General features: G+C 44.3%; 19 protein-coding genes. All 19 read left to right on the plus strand.

Features of this window, described 5'->3' with window-relative positions; genetic code table 11:
• The first annotated feature begins 16 nt into the window (after nt 1-16).
• Nucleotides 17-250 carry a F0F1 ATP synthase subunit C gene (gene atpE / locus LHL18_RS05205; RefSeq protein WP_134053432.1) on the plus strand — a complete coding sequence of 78 codons (234 nt, stop codon included), beginning with the start codon at nt 17-19 and terminating at the stop codon, nt 248-250.
• Between the two features lie 49 nt (nt 251-299).
• On the plus strand, nt 300-770 hold the full coding sequence (gene atpF, locus LHL18_RS05210; protein WP_134053430.1) for a F0F1 ATP synthase subunit B: 471 nt from the start codon (nt 300-302) through the stop codon (nt 768-770).
• Nucleotides 771-782: 12 nt separating this feature from the next.
• On the plus strand, nt 783-1,316 hold the full coding sequence (gene atpH, locus LHL18_RS05215; RefSeq protein ID WP_226766056.1) for a F0F1 ATP synthase subunit delta: 534 nt from the start codon (nt 783-785) through the stop codon (nt 1,314-1,316).
• A 14-nt stretch (nt 1,317-1,330) separates the two neighbouring features.
• A complete protein-coding gene (gene atpA, locus LHL18_RS05220; RefSeq protein WP_226766057.1) occupies nt 1,331-2,872 on the plus strand; it encodes a F0F1 ATP synthase subunit alpha in 1,542 nt (513 codons plus the stop codon).
• A 52-nt stretch (nt 2,873-2,924) separates the two neighbouring features.
• Entirely contained in the window at nt 2,925-3,788 is an 864-nt protein-coding gene (atpG, locus tag LHL18_RS05225) for a F0F1 ATP synthase subunit gamma (protein ID WP_134053424.1), read from the plus strand.
• Between the two features lie 33 nt (nt 3,789-3,821).
• Complete coding sequence (atpD, locus tag LHL18_RS05230) at nt 3,822-5,207, plus strand: F0F1 ATP synthase subunit beta (protein ID WP_134053422.1); 1,386 nt, start codon at nt 3,822-3,824, stop codon at nt 5,205-5,207.
• A 23-nt stretch (nt 5,208-5,230) separates the two neighbouring features.
• Nucleotides 5,231-5,647 carry a F0F1 ATP synthase subunit epsilon gene (locus LHL18_RS05235; RefSeq protein ID WP_027670541.1) on the plus strand — a complete coding sequence of 139 codons (417 nt, stop codon included), beginning with the start codon at nt 5,231-5,233 and terminating at the stop codon, nt 5,645-5,647.
• A gap of 229 nt (nt 5,648-5,876) precedes the next feature.
• A complete protein-coding gene (locus LHL18_RS05240; RefSeq protein ID WP_226766058.1) occupies nt 5,877-7,928 on the plus strand; it encodes a winged helix-turn-helix domain-containing protein in 2,052 nt (683 codons plus the stop codon).
• A gap of 103 nt (nt 7,929-8,031) precedes the next feature.
• The gene (locus LHL18_RS05245) at nt 8,032-8,220 is read left to right on the plus strand and encodes a hypothetical protein (RefSeq protein WP_226766059.1); all 189 of its coding nucleotides are present in this window, start codon (nt 8,032-8,034) and stop codon (nt 8,218-8,220) included.
• Between the two features lie 21 nt (nt 8,221-8,241).
• Nucleotides 8,242-8,889, plus strand: coding sequence for a helix-turn-helix transcriptional regulator (locus LHL18_RS19760; protein WP_319004163.1), 648 nt, complete (start codon nt 8,242-8,244; stop codon nt 8,887-8,889).
• Between the two features lie 412 nt (nt 8,890-9,301).
• Nucleotides 9,302-9,442: a class IIb bacteriocin, lactobin A/cerein 7B family gene (locus tag LHL18_RS05255; protein WP_226766060.1), complete on the plus strand. Its 141-nt coding sequence runs from the start codon at nt 9,302-9,304 to the stop codon at nt 9,440-9,442.
• Between the two features lie 15 nt (nt 9,443-9,457).
• On the plus strand, nt 9,458-9,589 hold the full coding sequence (locus tag LHL18_RS05260) for a class IIb bacteriocin, lactobin A/cerein 7B family (RefSeq protein ID WP_226766061.1): 132 nt from the start codon (nt 9,458-9,460) through the stop codon (nt 9,587-9,589).
• 15 nt (nt 9,590-9,604) lie between these two features.
• The gene (locus LHL18_RS05265) at nt 9,605-9,754 is read left to right on the plus strand and encodes a hypothetical protein (RefSeq protein ID WP_226766062.1); all 150 of its coding nucleotides are present in this window, start codon (nt 9,605-9,607) and stop codon (nt 9,752-9,754) included.
• Nucleotides 9,755-9,939: 185 nt separating this feature from the next.
• Nucleotides 9,940-10,851, plus strand: a complete 912-nt coding sequence (locus LHL18_RS05270) for an NAD(P)/FAD-dependent oxidoreductase (RefSeq protein ID WP_226766063.1) — start codon at nt 9,940-9,942, stop codon at nt 10,849-10,851.
• Nucleotides 10,852-11,411: 560 nt separating this feature from the next.
• Nucleotides 11,412-11,648 carry a hypothetical protein gene (locus LHL18_RS05275; protein ID WP_226766064.1) on the plus strand — a complete coding sequence of 79 codons (237 nt, stop codon included), beginning with the start codon at nt 11,412-11,414 and terminating at the stop codon, nt 11,646-11,648.
• Nucleotides 11,649-11,860: 212 nt separating this feature from the next.
• A complete protein-coding gene (locus LHL18_RS19625) occupies nt 11,861-11,983 on the plus strand; it encodes a hypothetical protein (protein WP_264190094.1) in 123 nt (40 codons plus the stop codon).
• A 14-nt stretch (nt 11,984-11,997) separates the two neighbouring features.
• Nucleotides 11,998-12,120 carry a hypothetical protein gene (locus tag LHL18_RS19630; RefSeq protein ID WP_264190095.1) on the plus strand — a complete coding sequence of 41 codons (123 nt, stop codon included), beginning with the start codon at nt 11,998-12,000 and terminating at the stop codon, nt 12,118-12,120.
• 139 nt (nt 12,121-12,259) lie between these two features.
• On the plus strand, nt 12,260-12,382 hold the full coding sequence (locus LHL18_RS19635; RefSeq protein ID WP_264190096.1) for a hypothetical protein: 123 nt from the start codon (nt 12,260-12,262) through the stop codon (nt 12,380-12,382).
• 140 nt (nt 12,383-12,522) lie between these two features.
• A complete protein-coding gene (locus LHL18_RS05280; RefSeq protein ID WP_134053406.1) occupies nt 12,523-14,616 on the plus strand; it encodes a peptidase domain-containing ABC transporter in 2,094 nt (697 codons plus the stop codon).
• Nucleotides 14,617-14,687: the final 71 nt, after the last annotated feature.

Raw genomic sequence — 14,687 nt, forward strand, 5'->3', positions numbered from 1 at the left:
AATATCGGAGAAAAAAATGGAACTAGTATTAGGTCTGAAATTAATCGCAGTTGCTCTGTTAATCGGTTTCGGTGCTATCGGTACTGCACTGGGTTTCGGTAACATGGGCGGTAAGTTCTTAGAAGCCTGTGCACGTCAACCAGAACTGGCCCCTTCACTGCAAGTTAAAATGTTCATCCTGGCAGGTCTGATCGACGCCGTTGCGATGATCGGTGTGGGTATCGCCATGTACATGTTGTTCGCACTGTAATTGAAGGTTTGTGTTAATCCGAACAACTGTTAACTAAGGAGGAGCGGTCGTGAATTTAAACGCCACTCTGATCGGCGAATTAATCGCATTTGCGGTGTTCGTGCTGTTCTGTATGAAGTTTGTTTGGCCGCCGCTGATCAACGCGATCGAAGCGCGCCAGAAAAAAATTGCTGACGGTTTAGCAGCTTCTGATCGTGCGGAAAAAGACCTGGCTTTAGCCCAGGATAAAGCCAAAGATCAGTTAAAAGAAGCTAAAGCACAAGCGGCAGAAATTATTGAGCAAGCGAAAAAACGCGAAGCCAAGATGATTGATGAAGCCGTGCATAAAGCCAATGCTGAACGTGAAAACATTCTGGCGATTGGTCGGGCAGAACTTGAAGCGGAACGTAACCGTTTACGCGAAGAGCTGCGCAAGCAGGTTGCTGCTCTGGCAGTAGCCGGCGCAGAGAAAATTCTGCAACGGTCTATTGATGAAGCTGCTCACAGCGACATTCTGGAAAAACTGGTTCAAGAACTGTAATGAGGATGAGCTATGTCTGATTTGACTAATATTGCTCGTCCTTACGCCAAGGCAGCTTTCGACTTTGCTGTAGAGCAAAACGCGTTAGATGCCTGGCTGCAGATGTTGGCCTTTGCTGCGGAAGTGGCGAAGAATGACCAGGTTGGTGCTTATTTAAGTGCCAATGGCGCTGCGGATAAGCAGGCCGGTCTGTTTATTCAGGTATGTGGTGAGCAACTCAATGAGCACGGCCAGAACTTTATTAAAGTGATGGCAGAAAATCATCGCTTGTTGGCGTTGCCTGAAGTGTTAACTGCCTTTGTTGCACTGAAAGCTGAATATGAAAAAGAAATCGACGTTACTGTGGTTTCTGCTACCAAGCTTTCTAAAGCACAACAGGACAAGTTAGCCACGGCATTATCGCAACGTTTGGCACGCAAAGTTAAATTGAACTGTAGCGAAGATCCTGCAGTAGTCGGCGGTATGCTGATTAAAGCAGGTGACATGGTTATTGATGGCTCGGTCCGCGGCAAGCTGGATCGTTTAGCAACTGCGCTGCAGTCTTAATTGGGGAACAGAGAATGCAACTGAATTCCACTGAAATATCAGAACTGATCAAAAGTCGTATTGCTCAGTTCGAAGTGGTCAGTGAAGCTCGTAACGAAGGTACTATCGTTCAGGTAACTGACGGTATTATCCGTATCAACGGCCTTGCAGATTGTATGCAAGGTGAAATGATTGAGCTTCCTGGCAACCGCTATGCTATCGCACTGAACTTAGAGCGTAACTCAGTTGGTGCCGTAGTGATGGGTCCGTATGCGGACTTAACTGAAGGCACTAAAGTAAAAAGCACTGGCCGTATTTTAGAAGTACCGGTTGGCCCACAGCTGTTAGGCCGTGTGGTTAACACCTTAGGTGCACCTATCGACGGTAAAGGCCCGATTGACGCTGCTGGATTTGAACCGGTAGAAAAAATTGCGCCGGGCGTTATCGACCGTCAATCAGTAGACCAGCCAATGCAAACGGGTTATAAGTCTGTTGATGCGATGATCCCTATCGGTCGTGGTCAGCGTGAATTGTTAATCGGTGACCGTCAAACCGGTAAAACCGCGCTGGCAATCGACGCCATCATCAACCAGAAAGGCACTGGCGTTAAATGTATTTACGTAGCAGTAGGCCAAAAGGCTTCTACTATCGCTAACGTAGTACGTAAGCTGGAAGAGCACGGCGCATTGGCCCACACTATCGTGGTGGTTGCGTCTGCGTCAGAAGCGGCTGCACTGCAGTTCCTGGCACCTTACTCTGGCTGTACCATGGGCGAATACTTCCGTGACCGCGGTGAAGACGCGCTGATCGTATACGATGACCTGTCTAAGCAAGCTGTTGCTTACCGTCAGATCTCGTTACTGTTACGCCGTCCACCAGGCCGTGAAGCTTACCCGGGTGACGTTTTCTATTTGCACTCACGTCTGCTGGAGCGTGCATCACGCGTCAATGCTGACTATGTTGAGCGTTACACCAAGGGTGAAGTAAAAGGTAAAACCGGTTCATTAACCGCGCTGCCAATTATCGAAACTCAGGCCGGTGACGTTTCTGCGTTCGTACCAACTAACGTAATTTCGATTACTGACGGTCAGATCTTCTTAGAAACTGACTTGTTCAACGCCGGTATCCGTCCTGCGGTGAACGCGGGTATTTCAGTATCTCGGGTTGGTGGTGCAGCACAAACTAAGATCATCAAGAAATTAGGTGGTGGTATTCGTCTGGCATTAGCCCAATACTCAGAGCTGGCAGCGTTCGCGCAGTTTGCCTCTGACTTAGACGAAGCGACCCGCGCTCAGTTAGAGCACGGCCAAAAGGTTACTGAACTGATGAAACAGTTACAGTACAGCCCGATGTCTGTTGCTGAAATGGGTGTATCTATTTTCGCTATCGAAAAAGGCTTTATGAAAGATGTCGACGTTGCCAAAATCCTGGATTTTGAAGCCGGCTTAATCGCTTTCATGAAAGCTGAACACGCTGAGCTGATGGCTGATATCGATAAAACCGGTAACTACAACGACCAAATCGAGTCTACGTTCAAAGCTGCCATTGATAAATTCAAGGCAACGCAGACCTGGTAATCAATGCGGGTGGCTTGCCACCCCATTCGTTGAATGAATCGGAGATACAGTCATGGCCGGTGGTAAAGAGATAAAAAGTAAGATCGGGAGTATTAACAATACTCGCAAGATCACCAGTGCTATGGAAAAGGTTGCGGTCAGCAAAATGCGCAAAGCGCAGGACCGCGTAGCTGCAACTCGCCCATACGCTGAAGGTATGCGCAAAGTGATTGGTAACGTTGCCAATGGCAGCCTGGAATACCGCCATCCGTATTTAGCGGAGCGTGAGGTAAAACGGGTTGGTTACATTGTCATTTCTACTGATCGTGGTCTTTGCGGTGGCCTGAATACCAACGAGTTTAAGAAAGTTGCCCTTGAGCTGAAAAGCTGGAAGGAAAAAGGAGTTGACGCCCAGTTTGCCGTTATCGGTAACAAAGCGACGGCCTTCTTCAAGCGTTTCGGTGGTAAGGTCGTCGCGCAACAGGCGGGTTCAGGTGACGTACCACGTTTGGCTGATGTGATCGGTTCGGTAAAAGTGATGCTGCAAGCATTTAACGAAGGCCGGATTGACCGCTTATTCCTGGTGTACAACAAATTTGTTAACACCATGAAGCAGGAGCCAGTGATCGATCAACTCTTACCTTTGCCAAAAGCAGACATAGCACAGAAAGAGCACAACTGGGATTACCTGTACGAGCCGGACCCACAACCTATCATCGATATGTTGATGGACCGTTTCGTCGAATCGCAGGTTTATCAGGGCGTGGTAGAGAACTCTGCCAGTGAACACGCGGCGCGGATGGTAGCGATGAAAGCTGCAACCGACAACGCCGGTAACCTGATGGACGACCTGAAGCTGGTGTACAACAAAGCACGTCAGGCCGCGATTACCCAGGAGCTTAGCGAGATCGTCGCCGGTGCGGCAGCTGTAGGCTAAGGTAAACAGTTTTGAGAAATTTGAGGAAACATCATGAGTCAAGGTAAGGTCGTCCAAATCATTGGCGCCGTTGTGGATATCGATTTTCCACAAGATGCGGTACCTGGTATCTATGACGCGTTAAACGTGACCGACGGTGATCTGGCTGGTCTGGTGCTGGAAGTTCAGCAGCAGCTGGGTGGCGGTACTGTACGTACTATCGCATTAGGTACAACTGACGGTTTACGTCGCGGCGCAGCTGTAGCGAATACCGGTAAAGCAATTCAGGTTCCGGTGGGTAAAGCCACGCTGGGCCGTATTATGAACGTATTAGGCGAGCCAATCGACGAAGCGGGCCCAATCGGTGAAGAAGAGCGTTGGTCAATCCACCGCGCTGCGCCTTCATACGAAGAGCAAGCGGCGTCTAACGCCCTGCTGGAAACCGGTATCAAGGTTATCGACCTGGTATGTCCGTTCGCGAAAGGTGGTAAAGTTGGTCTGTTCGGTGGTGCCGGTGTAGGTAAAACCGTAAACATGATGGAACTGATCCGTAACATCGCAATCGAGCACAGCGGTTACTCAGTATTCGCCGGTGTGGGTGAGCGTACCCGTGAAGGTAACGATTTCTACCACGAGATGAAAGACTCTAACGTACTGGATAAAGTATCGTTAGTATACGGTCAGATGAACGAGCCACCAGGCAACCGTTTACGCGTAGCGTTAACCGGCTTAACCATGGCGGAAAAATTCCGTGATGAAGGCCGTGACGTACTGTTCTTCGTTGATAACATCTACCGTTACACGCTGGCCGGTACTGAAGTGTCTGCACTTTTAGGCCGTATGCCATCAGCAGTAGGTTATCAGCCAACGCTGGCAGAAGAGATGGGTGCGCTGCAAGAGCGTATTACCTCAACTAAGACTGGTTCTATCACGTCAATCCAGGCCGTATATGTACCTGCGGATGACTTAACTGACCCGTCACCAGCAACCACGTTCTCGCACTTAGATGCGACCGTAGTACTGAGCCGTAACATCGCGTCTCTGGGTATTTACCCGGCTATTGACCCGCTGGATTCAACTTCACGTCAGTTAGATCCACTGGTAATCGGTAAAGAGCACTATGAAGTAGCACGTGGCGTACAATCTGTACTGCAGCGTTACAAAGAGCTGAAAGACATCATCGCGATCCTGGGTATGGACGAACTGTCTGATGAAGACCGTACTACCGTATACCGCGCGCGTAAGATTCAGCGCTTCCTGTCTCAGCCATTCTTCGTAGCTGAAGTATTTACCGGTTCACCAGGTAAGTACGTACCGCTGAAAGAAACTATCCGTGGCTTTAAAGGCATTCTGGACGGCGAGTTCGACCACATGCCAGAGCAGGCGTTCTACATGGTTGGTTCAATCGACGAAGCGATCGAAAAAGCGAAGAAACTGTAAGTTCAGGCTTTAGGAGAGCGGAGATGGCGATGACAGTGCAACTGGATGTAGTAAGTGCCGAAGAGAAAATTTTCTCCGGCCTTGTCGAATCCGTGCAGGTCACAGGCAGTGAGGGCGAGCTGGGTATTTTACCTTTCCACGCCCCGTTACTGACCACCCTGAAACCTGGCATGGTCCGTATCGTGAAACAGTTTGGCGAAGAACACGTGATTTACGTAGCCGGTGGCGTACTTGAAGTACAACCCGATACTATCACTGTACTGGCCGACGTTGCGGTACGCGGCGAAGACTTAGACGAGCAAGCCGCTTTAGACGCACAAAAACGTGCCGAAGAAGCGATGCAGCATGCTGGCGCAGACTTCAACTATGCTGAAGCTGCCGCGCAACTGGCCGAAGCCATTGCTCAGCTGCGCATTATTCAGAAAATGCGTAAAAAATAAGTTCGGGTTCCGAAATATAAAAAGCCACCTTAGGGTGGCTTTTTTATTGCCAATTTGTTTTTCAAACTGTTCTCATTCTATTTGGTAATTGTTTTATAACCAATAACTCTAAATCAAACTAATAGCGTCTTAATTAGTATGACGCTTTGTTGTTTTATAAACAGATGATATATGTATAATAAAAGTTGACAAAATAATAACAATGTTTGTTTATTGGGTAAAACTGCTTATGAACTTAGTAAGTATTGGCGAGTTTACCGTCGACCTTGCAGAACGTCGGATTTTCAAAGCGGAAACTGAGCTGGCTGCAGAGCCTAAAGTTATTGAAGTATTGTGTTATCTGATTGAACACCGTGAAAGATTCGTTAGTCTGAGCGAATTACATGACTGCGTCTGGGTCGGCCGGGTTGTTACTGATACAGCAGTAAGAAGAACAATAAGTAAATTACGCATACTGCTTGAAGACACTGATACAGATAACGCCAGATATATAAAATCCCAGATGAAGCGCGGCTATCAACTCGTTTGCCCTTCTACACAATCCAATCATAGTGCTGCTGCCATCGTGCCCACCGCATCCACAAATAAAACTTTTAATATACGAAAAAGCGGCTATATGGCGATATCCGGCTTATTACTCGTATTGTTGTTCTGTGGTTATAGTGTTGTCAGTAAACAGAGCTATAAGCTTAATGAAGCTGAAGCACTTCTGTCCGTATCTGGTCAGAAGACCAGCCTGGCTATAACAAAAGACGGGTCGATACAGGCATTTATTGGCAAAGTCAGTGCTGAAAGAGATTGGGAGTTATTTATTTATGACACTCGAGCCGGGCAACTGAGAAAAGTTGAAACGCCGACAAAACACCTCAGATATGTCAATTTTATTGATAACGATACCAAGCTTGTATATATCGGCTATGAAGATGCTAAGGCAAAATTATATACCCAGTCTGCGACTAACTTTACTGAACCTGCTGTTTTACACCCCACAGAAGATTTTAGTTTCCTCTTTGGCCCAGTGGAGCTGCCGGACAATAAGCTGTTGCTAGCTGCCGGAAACAGCTTGTCTGACAATATCCATTATTATAAGTACGATTTGGTACAGCATACTTTTGAGCAGTTTACCTACAGCGGTAAAGACATAGTGCAGGACGCATTTGCGGTTGTGTCGCCTGATCAGTCACTACTGGCGTTAGGGCGGGCAAATTTAAACGAAAAAAATGTAAAGCTACATATCTACAGATTAGCTGATAAAGAGCTTGTTGCAGAATATCCGTTTCAGAATGATCTAAAGGACTTCAGATTAGGTTGGGTTGATGATGCTAACCTGCTGGCCAGAACAAGTGCAAAACACGAGTTAATTCAAATTAATGATGGAAAGCGCTTTGACGTTCTTGCCGAGCCCGGCCCAATGTATGAATTCAGATTTTCAGACAAACGTGAATTGTTTGCATTGAACTACAAGGTTTCTTCCCGTGGGATCTATCAGGCTGAATGGCCTTTTGATGGTGACTTCAACAAACGTTTTGAGCTCGACGATAGCGTAACGGAACTGGTATTTAGCCGCGATAAAACTTACTTGTGGTTGCTTGAAACTGTAAACGATACATCGAAACTGTATAAGTACTTTTATGCAGAAAATAAGCGACAGCTGGTTATGGAGTCAACTAAACCGCTATCGATTCAAGACCAAAATAGCGATGGGTCTATGCTTCTGCTAAAACGTGATGACCGGCTTGAATTGTTAGATATCAATACTGGGGATACAGTCATCATTTCGATAGCTACTCAGGATGTTTACACCGGAAATTTCAGTAATTCTGGCCAGTACGTCTATTTTGTTGAGGGGATAAAAGCGCAAAAAATTATCAAAAAGTACGATATTGCAAATAAAACACAGTCTCATATTATCGCAGGATATCGTTATTTTGCGGAGTTTGAGAGAGGTTTTGTCGCGGCAGATGCAGACGGTAATGTTTGGCTGCTTAATGACGAACTCAACAGGGAACGTTTGCTGTATCAGGGAGTGCTGTATGATCTTAATTATCAGTTGTCGGTTCAAGCCGGTCAGTTGATTATTGTGTATCGAAGCAGGGTTAACGATTGGGTTTTATCGTCTGTAAATATAAAAACGTCTGAGTTGTGGCAAAAACGCTTACCCCAACAAGATTTCAGTAAGAATTTTTCTATTGATCCATCAGGCAAAAAAATAATATTTATAACAATGAAAAAAGAGGAAAATCAATTGGTTAGGATTGGTTATAACTTTGGTTATAACTAAGTGACAAAAAATTAGCAAATAGTATCACCAAGGTTGTCGGTTTTTTCTGCAGTTTGGATCAAGCTGAATGTGTTCGAAAACACAACTAAATCTGGAGATACCAATGTTTAAAAATATGACTGCTCTGTTCATCGCTTTAGTTATATCTATCTTATTTTCTGCACCTGCTGCGGCGGCAGAAAAAAGATCAGTGAAAGAAATTATCAATATTCCTTCGCCAATGTGTATTTGGATGGGCTGTATACCGCCAAAGGATCCTGGTATGCCTGAGGAATCGAAGTCACTTCGTTAACACTTAATAGAGGACGTGAAAATGAGCCAACTTGAACCTCTGGTTAACGAGTTGCGGGCAATGACCTCTTTAGACGAGTTGCCGGACTTTTTCATGAACATTCAACAGCAATATAATTATGAGTACTGTAGTTTGGTGTTGTGGCGCGCAGACAGCAGAAAAGATGTTATCAGCACTAAAACATCCGATGAGTTTGAATCTGCAATTAGCCATGTTGCATTGAGACAGTTTTGTCAGAAACGCTATACCCCAGCTCTTTGTACAGAACTTATGCAGGAAGTAGTACCGATACCAGATGCCCTGGTGGTTCCATTACGTGGACATGGTGTAGAAGTTGCTGCTCTGATAATAGGCTTGCAGCCAGAACAGCTGACTATGGCTCAGCAAATTGCCTGGTACTGGTCGATAGTTGCGAACTACTTATTTGAAGCTATACACCGTTTCACATCAAGAAACAGTATCGAGGACGCTTTCAGCCTGACTTGTCGTGAGCAAGCTTGCCTGAACTGGGCGGCAAAAGGTAAGACATCCTGGGAAATCAGCCAGATTTTGTCGATATCTGAGCGTACTGTTAACTTCCATTTAGGTAACTGCATTCGTAAAACAAATAGCAGTAACAGGCAACAAGCTATCAGTAAATGTGTTGCCGGTGGTCACATTCACATTTGAGTGATAATACACGATTTTAACTTTGCATCAGAATTACGGAGATGATTATGTACATAAGTCAAAGTAAAGATAGCGACTTGAATAATAATATCGAAGTGTTGTCGTTATACCTCCTGACAGCAGAAGTTGAGCATGCGGTAACGAGCCGAATGTTGCTCAGTAAGCAGGTTAAGGAGTATGAATTTGTACCCCAAAAGGAATTTACTCTGTAGTTTCCTACAACCCGGCCGCAGCCGCTGCCGGGTCATTCAGCCTTGTTTAGGCTGATTCTAATCACATCGCTATACATCATCATGTTGCTGCTTTACACCTGTCATTAATATCAGCTTACTTTAATTAAGATCTCTGGCTAAATTTTACTCGTCGGTAGCTTGCTGGCTCCGATAAACAATAAACTTAATGGAGAAGAGATATGAAAGAACTAACACTCAATCAAGTGGAAGAAGTAAGTGGCGGATTTATTTGCGGTGGCTTATGCATCGCAGGTGCTGCCTTTGCTGCTGGAGCACTTTTTGGTGCAGGCGTAACAATCGGCATCATGAGTGAACGATAAACAGGAGCATTTAACATGAAAGATCTAACAAACAATGAAGTAATGCAGGTAAGTGGTGGTTTTGTATGCGGCGGTCTGTGCGTTGCCGGTGCAATTGTTGCAGGTGCAGCAGTAGGTTCTGCAGTTGCATATTGGCTTTTAAAATAAATTTAAGGAATTGACATGATTGTATTAACTCAAAATGACATTGAACAGGTAAATGGTGGTCTTATTTGTGGTGGTTTATGCGTACTGGGCGCTTTTGCGGCTGGCGCAGGTCTGATGGCTGCAGGTGTTGCCATCGGTCAAGCTATCGGCAAAGCACTTAACTGATCCACAGAAACTAGAGAGCTTATGCTCTCTAGTTTTTTAATCTGGGAGGACTATATGCTGATCGAGTTCTTGAAAAACAGAAGTGACGCAGAAATTGTACTTATCTGCTTTGTAGTGGGTGTTTTTATCCTCTTTGCTGGGGTAAAAACGGGCCAGTTTATTGCTTGGATTATGGAGGCTATTTCATGAATAAGGTAGTTGATTTGGTAATCATCGGCGCAGGATTATCGGGCCTGAGCTGCGCATTAGTCACCGGCAGAGGCTTACTAAAGGTAGCAATTCTAAACGATGAGCAGAAATTGCATGGTGATTTTGACACTCACAACTTTATTACGAACGACGGACAGACTAAACAAAGCATATTTGAAAAAGGTTTAAACGACTTAAAGAAATATCCGAATATTGAATATCACAATAATCCTGTAGAAGATATTGCTCTTACTCTGGATGGTTATCTGGTTACCACCCAAAGTGGACTAAAGTTTGAAGCCAAAAAAATAGTTTTCGCGATGGGCAACTTATTCGATTTCTCTGATTTAGGTATCGATGGTTTGAGAGAGTCATGGGGTGTAAGCGCCTTCTCTTGCCCTTACTGCCATGGCTACGAACTTAAGGGCAAAAAGATATCAATAATTGCTCAAAATGAGTCAGATGTTAATTTCATTAAGCTCGTATCACGGTGGTCATCGGATATAACAATATTTATTCAATCCGAAAATTATCCTCAGATCGAAAAATCTATAAGACACAACATTGAGAATCCAGTTATATATAAAGATAAAATACTGCGTTTAGAGCATAATGCGGGAAATATATCTGAAATTGTTATGGTAGGTGGGGTTAAATTGAAGTCAGATGCTGTGTTTATATCAGATATAAATACAAAATCTAATAATTTAATAAATAAAGTTTATAGTTCTACTGTTTTCAATCCTCAGCTTAACAAAGAAATATATAAAACAGACTCATTCGGCAGAACTGATTTACGCAATGTTTTTATAATAGGTGATTCTAGGACAAGGTTCTCTACCCTAGTCGGAGCTGCAAATGAAGGATTTTTAACGGGAGTCATGATTGTAAATGACTATGTGTACTAGATGCTACACGCGATTGTATACCCGTAACACCTCGGTTGTGTATTTAATTATTTATGACCGAGGTTTTGATTTTTAACTTGAATAAATTCCAGTAAAAATTAAATTCCATTGCTGAAATGAATTTCTATATATCCCATATATTGTTTAAATGAATTTCTATATAGATAAGGATTTTCATTCTTCTATCATAGCTAAGTCTAATCTAAAAACCTGTAAAATATCTCAGTTCACATTTAATTCTTTATAGTGCATTTTAGTTATCGGATTAATATTGATCCGAATAAATGTCATTGGAGCGCGAAATGAGAGAGATTAAATATTCTGAAAGCACAGTTATCAGCGGTGGACGCAGCCCGGAGGTTACAATAGACCCAGTAACTGGTGAAGTAACTATTAGAACCTGTACAGAAGTTAGGTGATATCAATGATTACTATTAATTATGTAGACTTAGTATCTATTCATGGTGGCTACTCTGATGCAGACATGCACGTTAATGTTGCCACCGATAAGGAAAGGGCCACTCAGCGTATATAGCTTAGTAAATAGTACGGGGCTTATTATGTTAGCTGTTATTTTTAACGATCTATATTGCTCAGTTTTCTCTGATTCTAGTTCTGAGTCAGTTTCAGAGATACCTGATAATTTTTCCGGTGTAATGAATAAAGGAGTAATGTATATGAAAGAAATTAAACTTATTAGATTTGAAGCTGTTTCAGGTGGTACAGGCGTTTCAAGTATCATAGGTGATGATAGTGGTCGTGGTTGCACAGAGATTGGCATGGGTATTCCATTATAATTTAAATGATTTTGTAAAAAGCCTATTCAAAAATGAATAGGCTTTTTTATTTATAAAATAAATTCGTATTCTCTGTAATATTTTATTCGAATAGCTGTCATATTTTACAGTGCTCGTGCAACGTGTTTATGTATTAATATCAATTTGTCTTGAGATGCAGCTTGCTGGCTTCACTCAAAGGCATAACTATTTGAATATTGGAGATTTGATAAATGAAAAGTTTAAACTTATATGAAATTAAAGCGGTAAGCGGTGCTTCTGGTGAGTTCTCTGTTTCAGGCTCTGCCTCAAACACTGGCTGGAAAGTTGAAGCTAAATTTACCTGGAAATTTTAATTAAGGAATTCGAAATGAAAAGTTTAAATGCATATGAAATTAAAGCGGTAAGTGGTGCTTCTGGTGAAATCTCAGTATCCGGCTCAGCTTCTAATGACGGTTGGAAAGTAGAAGTCAAAGTAACCTGGAAATTCTAAGGAGTCTGAGATGGTAGATATCAGTTTAGACATGCTTAAGTCGGTAGCCGCCGGCGTTTGGGAAGGTGAAAATGGCGAAGGCTGTATTCCTAACCCGATCAAAATAGGTGTTAAAACGATTTTTTAATGGCGGTGCAATATGCAAGAGCTTAATAAAAGTCAGTTAACCTATGTATTTGGTGGTGCTTTTCTGGCCTACACTCCTGGCCTGGATTATCAGGAGTGGCTGGAATACTACAACGGTGGATATTTATTCCGCTGAGATAAAAACCGCAGCTTGCTGCGGTTTTTTTTGCCTGTCAGATATACCAGCTTATTTCGCTGCCTGTTATACCGCAGAATGTTCTTCAAGGTTCTGGCTCCTGTTCTATCAGCAGGCGTAATTTACTTGAGGGATATCACGTGCAACTTATATATCAATCAGAAGCCGCAGAATGCGGATTAGCTTGCATGGCTATGATAGCCAATCATCATGGCCACAAATTAGATCTAAGCACTTTGCGCAACAGATATGCAGTGTCGTTAAAAGGCGCCAATCTGCAACATCTTATGCAGCTTGGCGATCAATTGGGCCTGGCAGGGCGCGCATTACGGCTTGAGCTGGAGCATCTTAGTCAGTTGCAATTGCCCTGCATTTTGCATTGGAATATGAATCATTTTGTGGTGCTGAAGAAGGTAACCGCGAAGCATATTGTTATTCTTGATCCTGGTTCAGGCGAGCGTAAAGTGGGTATGGAAGAAGTATCCGGCGCTTTTAGTGGAGTTGCACTTGAACTCAAGCCGACTCAGGAATTTAAGAAAGTTGATGAGCGTGTGCAGCTTGGCCTGACAGCCTTTTGGACCAGGGTAGAAGGTCTGCTACCTTCTTTGTTTAAAATCTTTGCTTTATCTTTGTTGTTGCAGCTGTTTTTGCTGGCCTCTCCTTATTATATGCAGCTGGTAGTGGATGATGTGCTGGTAAGCATGGACCAGCCTTTGTTAACGGTGCTGGCATTAGGCTTTGGTTTTATGATGTTGCTCAAAGTGGTCACTCAGGCGCTTAGGGGTTGGGTTATTTTGCATCTGGGGTCAGTTATGAACTTGCAGATGGCGACAAACTTATTCCGCCACTTGCTGCATTTGCCACTGGGTTTTTTCGAGAAGCGCCATATAGGCGACATAGTGTCCCGCTTTGGCTCGCTGGCGCAGGTGCGCGAGCTGATGACCACCAGCCTGGTTGAAGGGGTTATAGATGGCATTATGGCGGTCACTGTATTAGTGATGATGTTTATTTACAGCCCGCAGTTAGCATTAGTGGTTATTGGTGCAGTGGTGTTGTATGCGTTGCTGCGCTGGGCGTTATATAAACCGCTACGCGAGCGCACGGAAGCCAGCATTATTGCCAGTGCGAAAGAGCAATCTAATTTTATGGAAACTGTGCGCGGTATGCAGAGTATTAAGCTTTTCGGTCAGCAAAGTCAGCGGCTGAATCTGTGGCAAAACCGTTTTGCCGACTCCGTAAATGAAGACTTCCGCCTGGGTAAGTGGCAAATTTCTTATCAGACAATTAACCAGCTATTGTTTGGCGTTGAAAATACGCTGGTGGTCTATCTGGCAGCCTATGCCGTTATGGATGGCGTGATCAGTGTCGGTATGTTATTCGCATTTATGACGTATAAGTCTCAGTTTACTGAACGCATGGCGGCACTAATCGAAAAAATCGTCCAGTTGTATATGACCAGGTTACATCTGAACCGTCTGGCGGATATTGCATTAACAGAAAAAGAAGATGAAGGCGGTGTTGGTCAGCAGCGCGAAATAACGGGCGCAGTTAAAGTAACAGGCTTGTCTTACCGTTATTCGGCAACAGACCCACTGCTGTTTAATGAACTGGATTTTGAAGCAAAAGCCGGAGAAAGTATTGCCATTATTGGCCCTTCCGGCGCCGGCAAAACCACACTGGCTAAGCTGATGCTCGGCTTGTTATCTGCTGAGAACGGCAAGGTTGAAGTCGATGGTACTGATATCCGCCATCTGGGGTTACGTCAGTACCGGCAGCAAATCGCCGCAGTTATGCAGGATGATCAGTTGATGTCAGGTTCTCTGGCAGAAAATATCGCCTTCTTTGATACCCAAATGGATATGGACCGGGTGATCGTTTGTGCCCAGTTGGCAGGCATTCATCAGGACGTGGCCGCTATGCCGATGGGTTACAACGCCCTGATTGGGGATATGGGTAGTTCTTTGTCAGGTGGCCAGCGCCAGCGCATATTACTGGCACGGGCGTTGTACCGGCGACCTAAAATTCTGTTTCTGGATGAAGCCACCAGTAATCTTGATGTGCAACTGGAACACCATGTTAATGATGCGATCAAGCAACTGAATATGACCCGTATCATTATTGCTCATCGTCCGGAAACCATACTCAGTGCCGACAGAATTGTGCAGTTGTACCAGGGCAAAATAACGGATGTAACCGAAAAGTATCGTAACGCCGCCGGTGCAAGGTGCGCATGACATAATTATCTAACCCTCTCGTTCCCTTTCAGCCGCCATATGTGCGGCTTTTTTTATAGCAAATTTACCTG

It is taken from the genome of Rheinheimera aquimaris, assembly GCF_020531985.1.
Classification (GTDB): Bacteria; Pseudomonadota; Gammaproteobacteria; order Enterobacterales; family Alteromonadaceae; genus Alishewanella; species Alishewanella aquimaris.

Excerpts from the sequence above, each read along its gene's own strand:
- LHL18_RS05235 (WP_027670541.1), top strand. The coding sequence starts at position 5,231 with ATGGCGATGACAGTGCAACTGGATGTAGTAAGTGCCGAAGAGAAAATT.
- LHL18_RS05245 (WP_226766059.1), top strand. The coding sequence starts at position 8,032 with ATGTTTAAAAATATGACTGCTCTGTTCATCGCTTTAGTTATATCTATC.
- atpH (WP_226766056.1), top strand. The coding sequence starts at position 783 with ATGTCTGATTTGACTAATATTGCTCGTCCTTACGCCAAGGCAGCTTTC.
- LHL18_RS19635 (WP_264190096.1), top strand. The coding sequence starts at position 12,260 with ATGCAAGAGCTTAATAAAAGTCAGTTAACCTATGTATTTGGTGGTGCT.
- atpD (WP_134053422.1), top strand. The coding sequence starts at position 3,822 with ATGAGTCAAGGTAAGGTCGTCCAAATCATTGGCGCCGTTGTGGATATC.
- LHL18_RS05255 (WP_226766060.1), top strand. The coding sequence starts at position 9,302 with ATGAAAGAACTAACACTCAATCAAGTGGAAGAAGTAAGTGGCGGATTT.
- LHL18_RS05260 (WP_226766061.1), top strand. The coding sequence starts at position 9,458 with ATGAAAGATCTAACAAACAATGAAGTAATGCAGGTAAGTGGTGGTTTT.
- LHL18_RS05275 (WP_226766064.1), top strand. The coding sequence starts at position 11,412 with ATGTTAGCTGTTATTTTTAACGATCTATATTGCTCAGTTTTCTCTGAT.
- LHL18_RS05240 (WP_226766058.1), top strand. The coding sequence starts at position 5,877 with ATGAACTTAGTAAGTATTGGCGAGTTTACCGTCGACCTTGCAGAACGT.
- LHL18_RS19760 (WP_319004163.1), top strand. The coding sequence starts at position 8,242 with ATGAGCCAACTTGAACCTCTGGTTAACGAGTTGCGGGCAATGACCTCT.
- LHL18_RS05265 (WP_226766062.1), top strand. The coding sequence starts at position 9,605 with ATGATTGTATTAACTCAAAATGACATTGAACAGGTAAATGGTGGTCTT.
- LHL18_RS19630 (WP_264190095.1), top strand. The coding sequence starts at position 11,998 with ATGAAAAGTTTAAATGCATATGAAATTAAAGCGGTAAGTGGTGCTTCT.
- atpG (WP_134053424.1), top strand. The coding sequence starts at position 2,925 with ATGGCCGGTGGTAAAGAGATAAAAAGTAAGATCGGGAGTATTAACAAT.
- atpA (WP_226766057.1), top strand. The coding sequence starts at position 1,331 with ATGCAACTGAATTCCACTGAAATATCAGAACTGATCAAAAGTCGTATT.
- LHL18_RS05270 (WP_226766063.1), top strand. The coding sequence starts at position 9,940 with ATGAATAAGGTAGTTGATTTGGTAATCATCGGCGCAGGATTATCGGGC.
- LHL18_RS19625 (WP_264190094.1), top strand. The coding sequence starts at position 11,861 with ATGAAAAGTTTAAACTTATATGAAATTAAAGCGGTAAGCGGTGCTTCT.
- atpE (WP_134053432.1), top strand. The coding sequence starts at position 17 with ATGGAACTAGTATTAGGTCTGAAATTAATCGCAGTTGCTCTGTTAATC.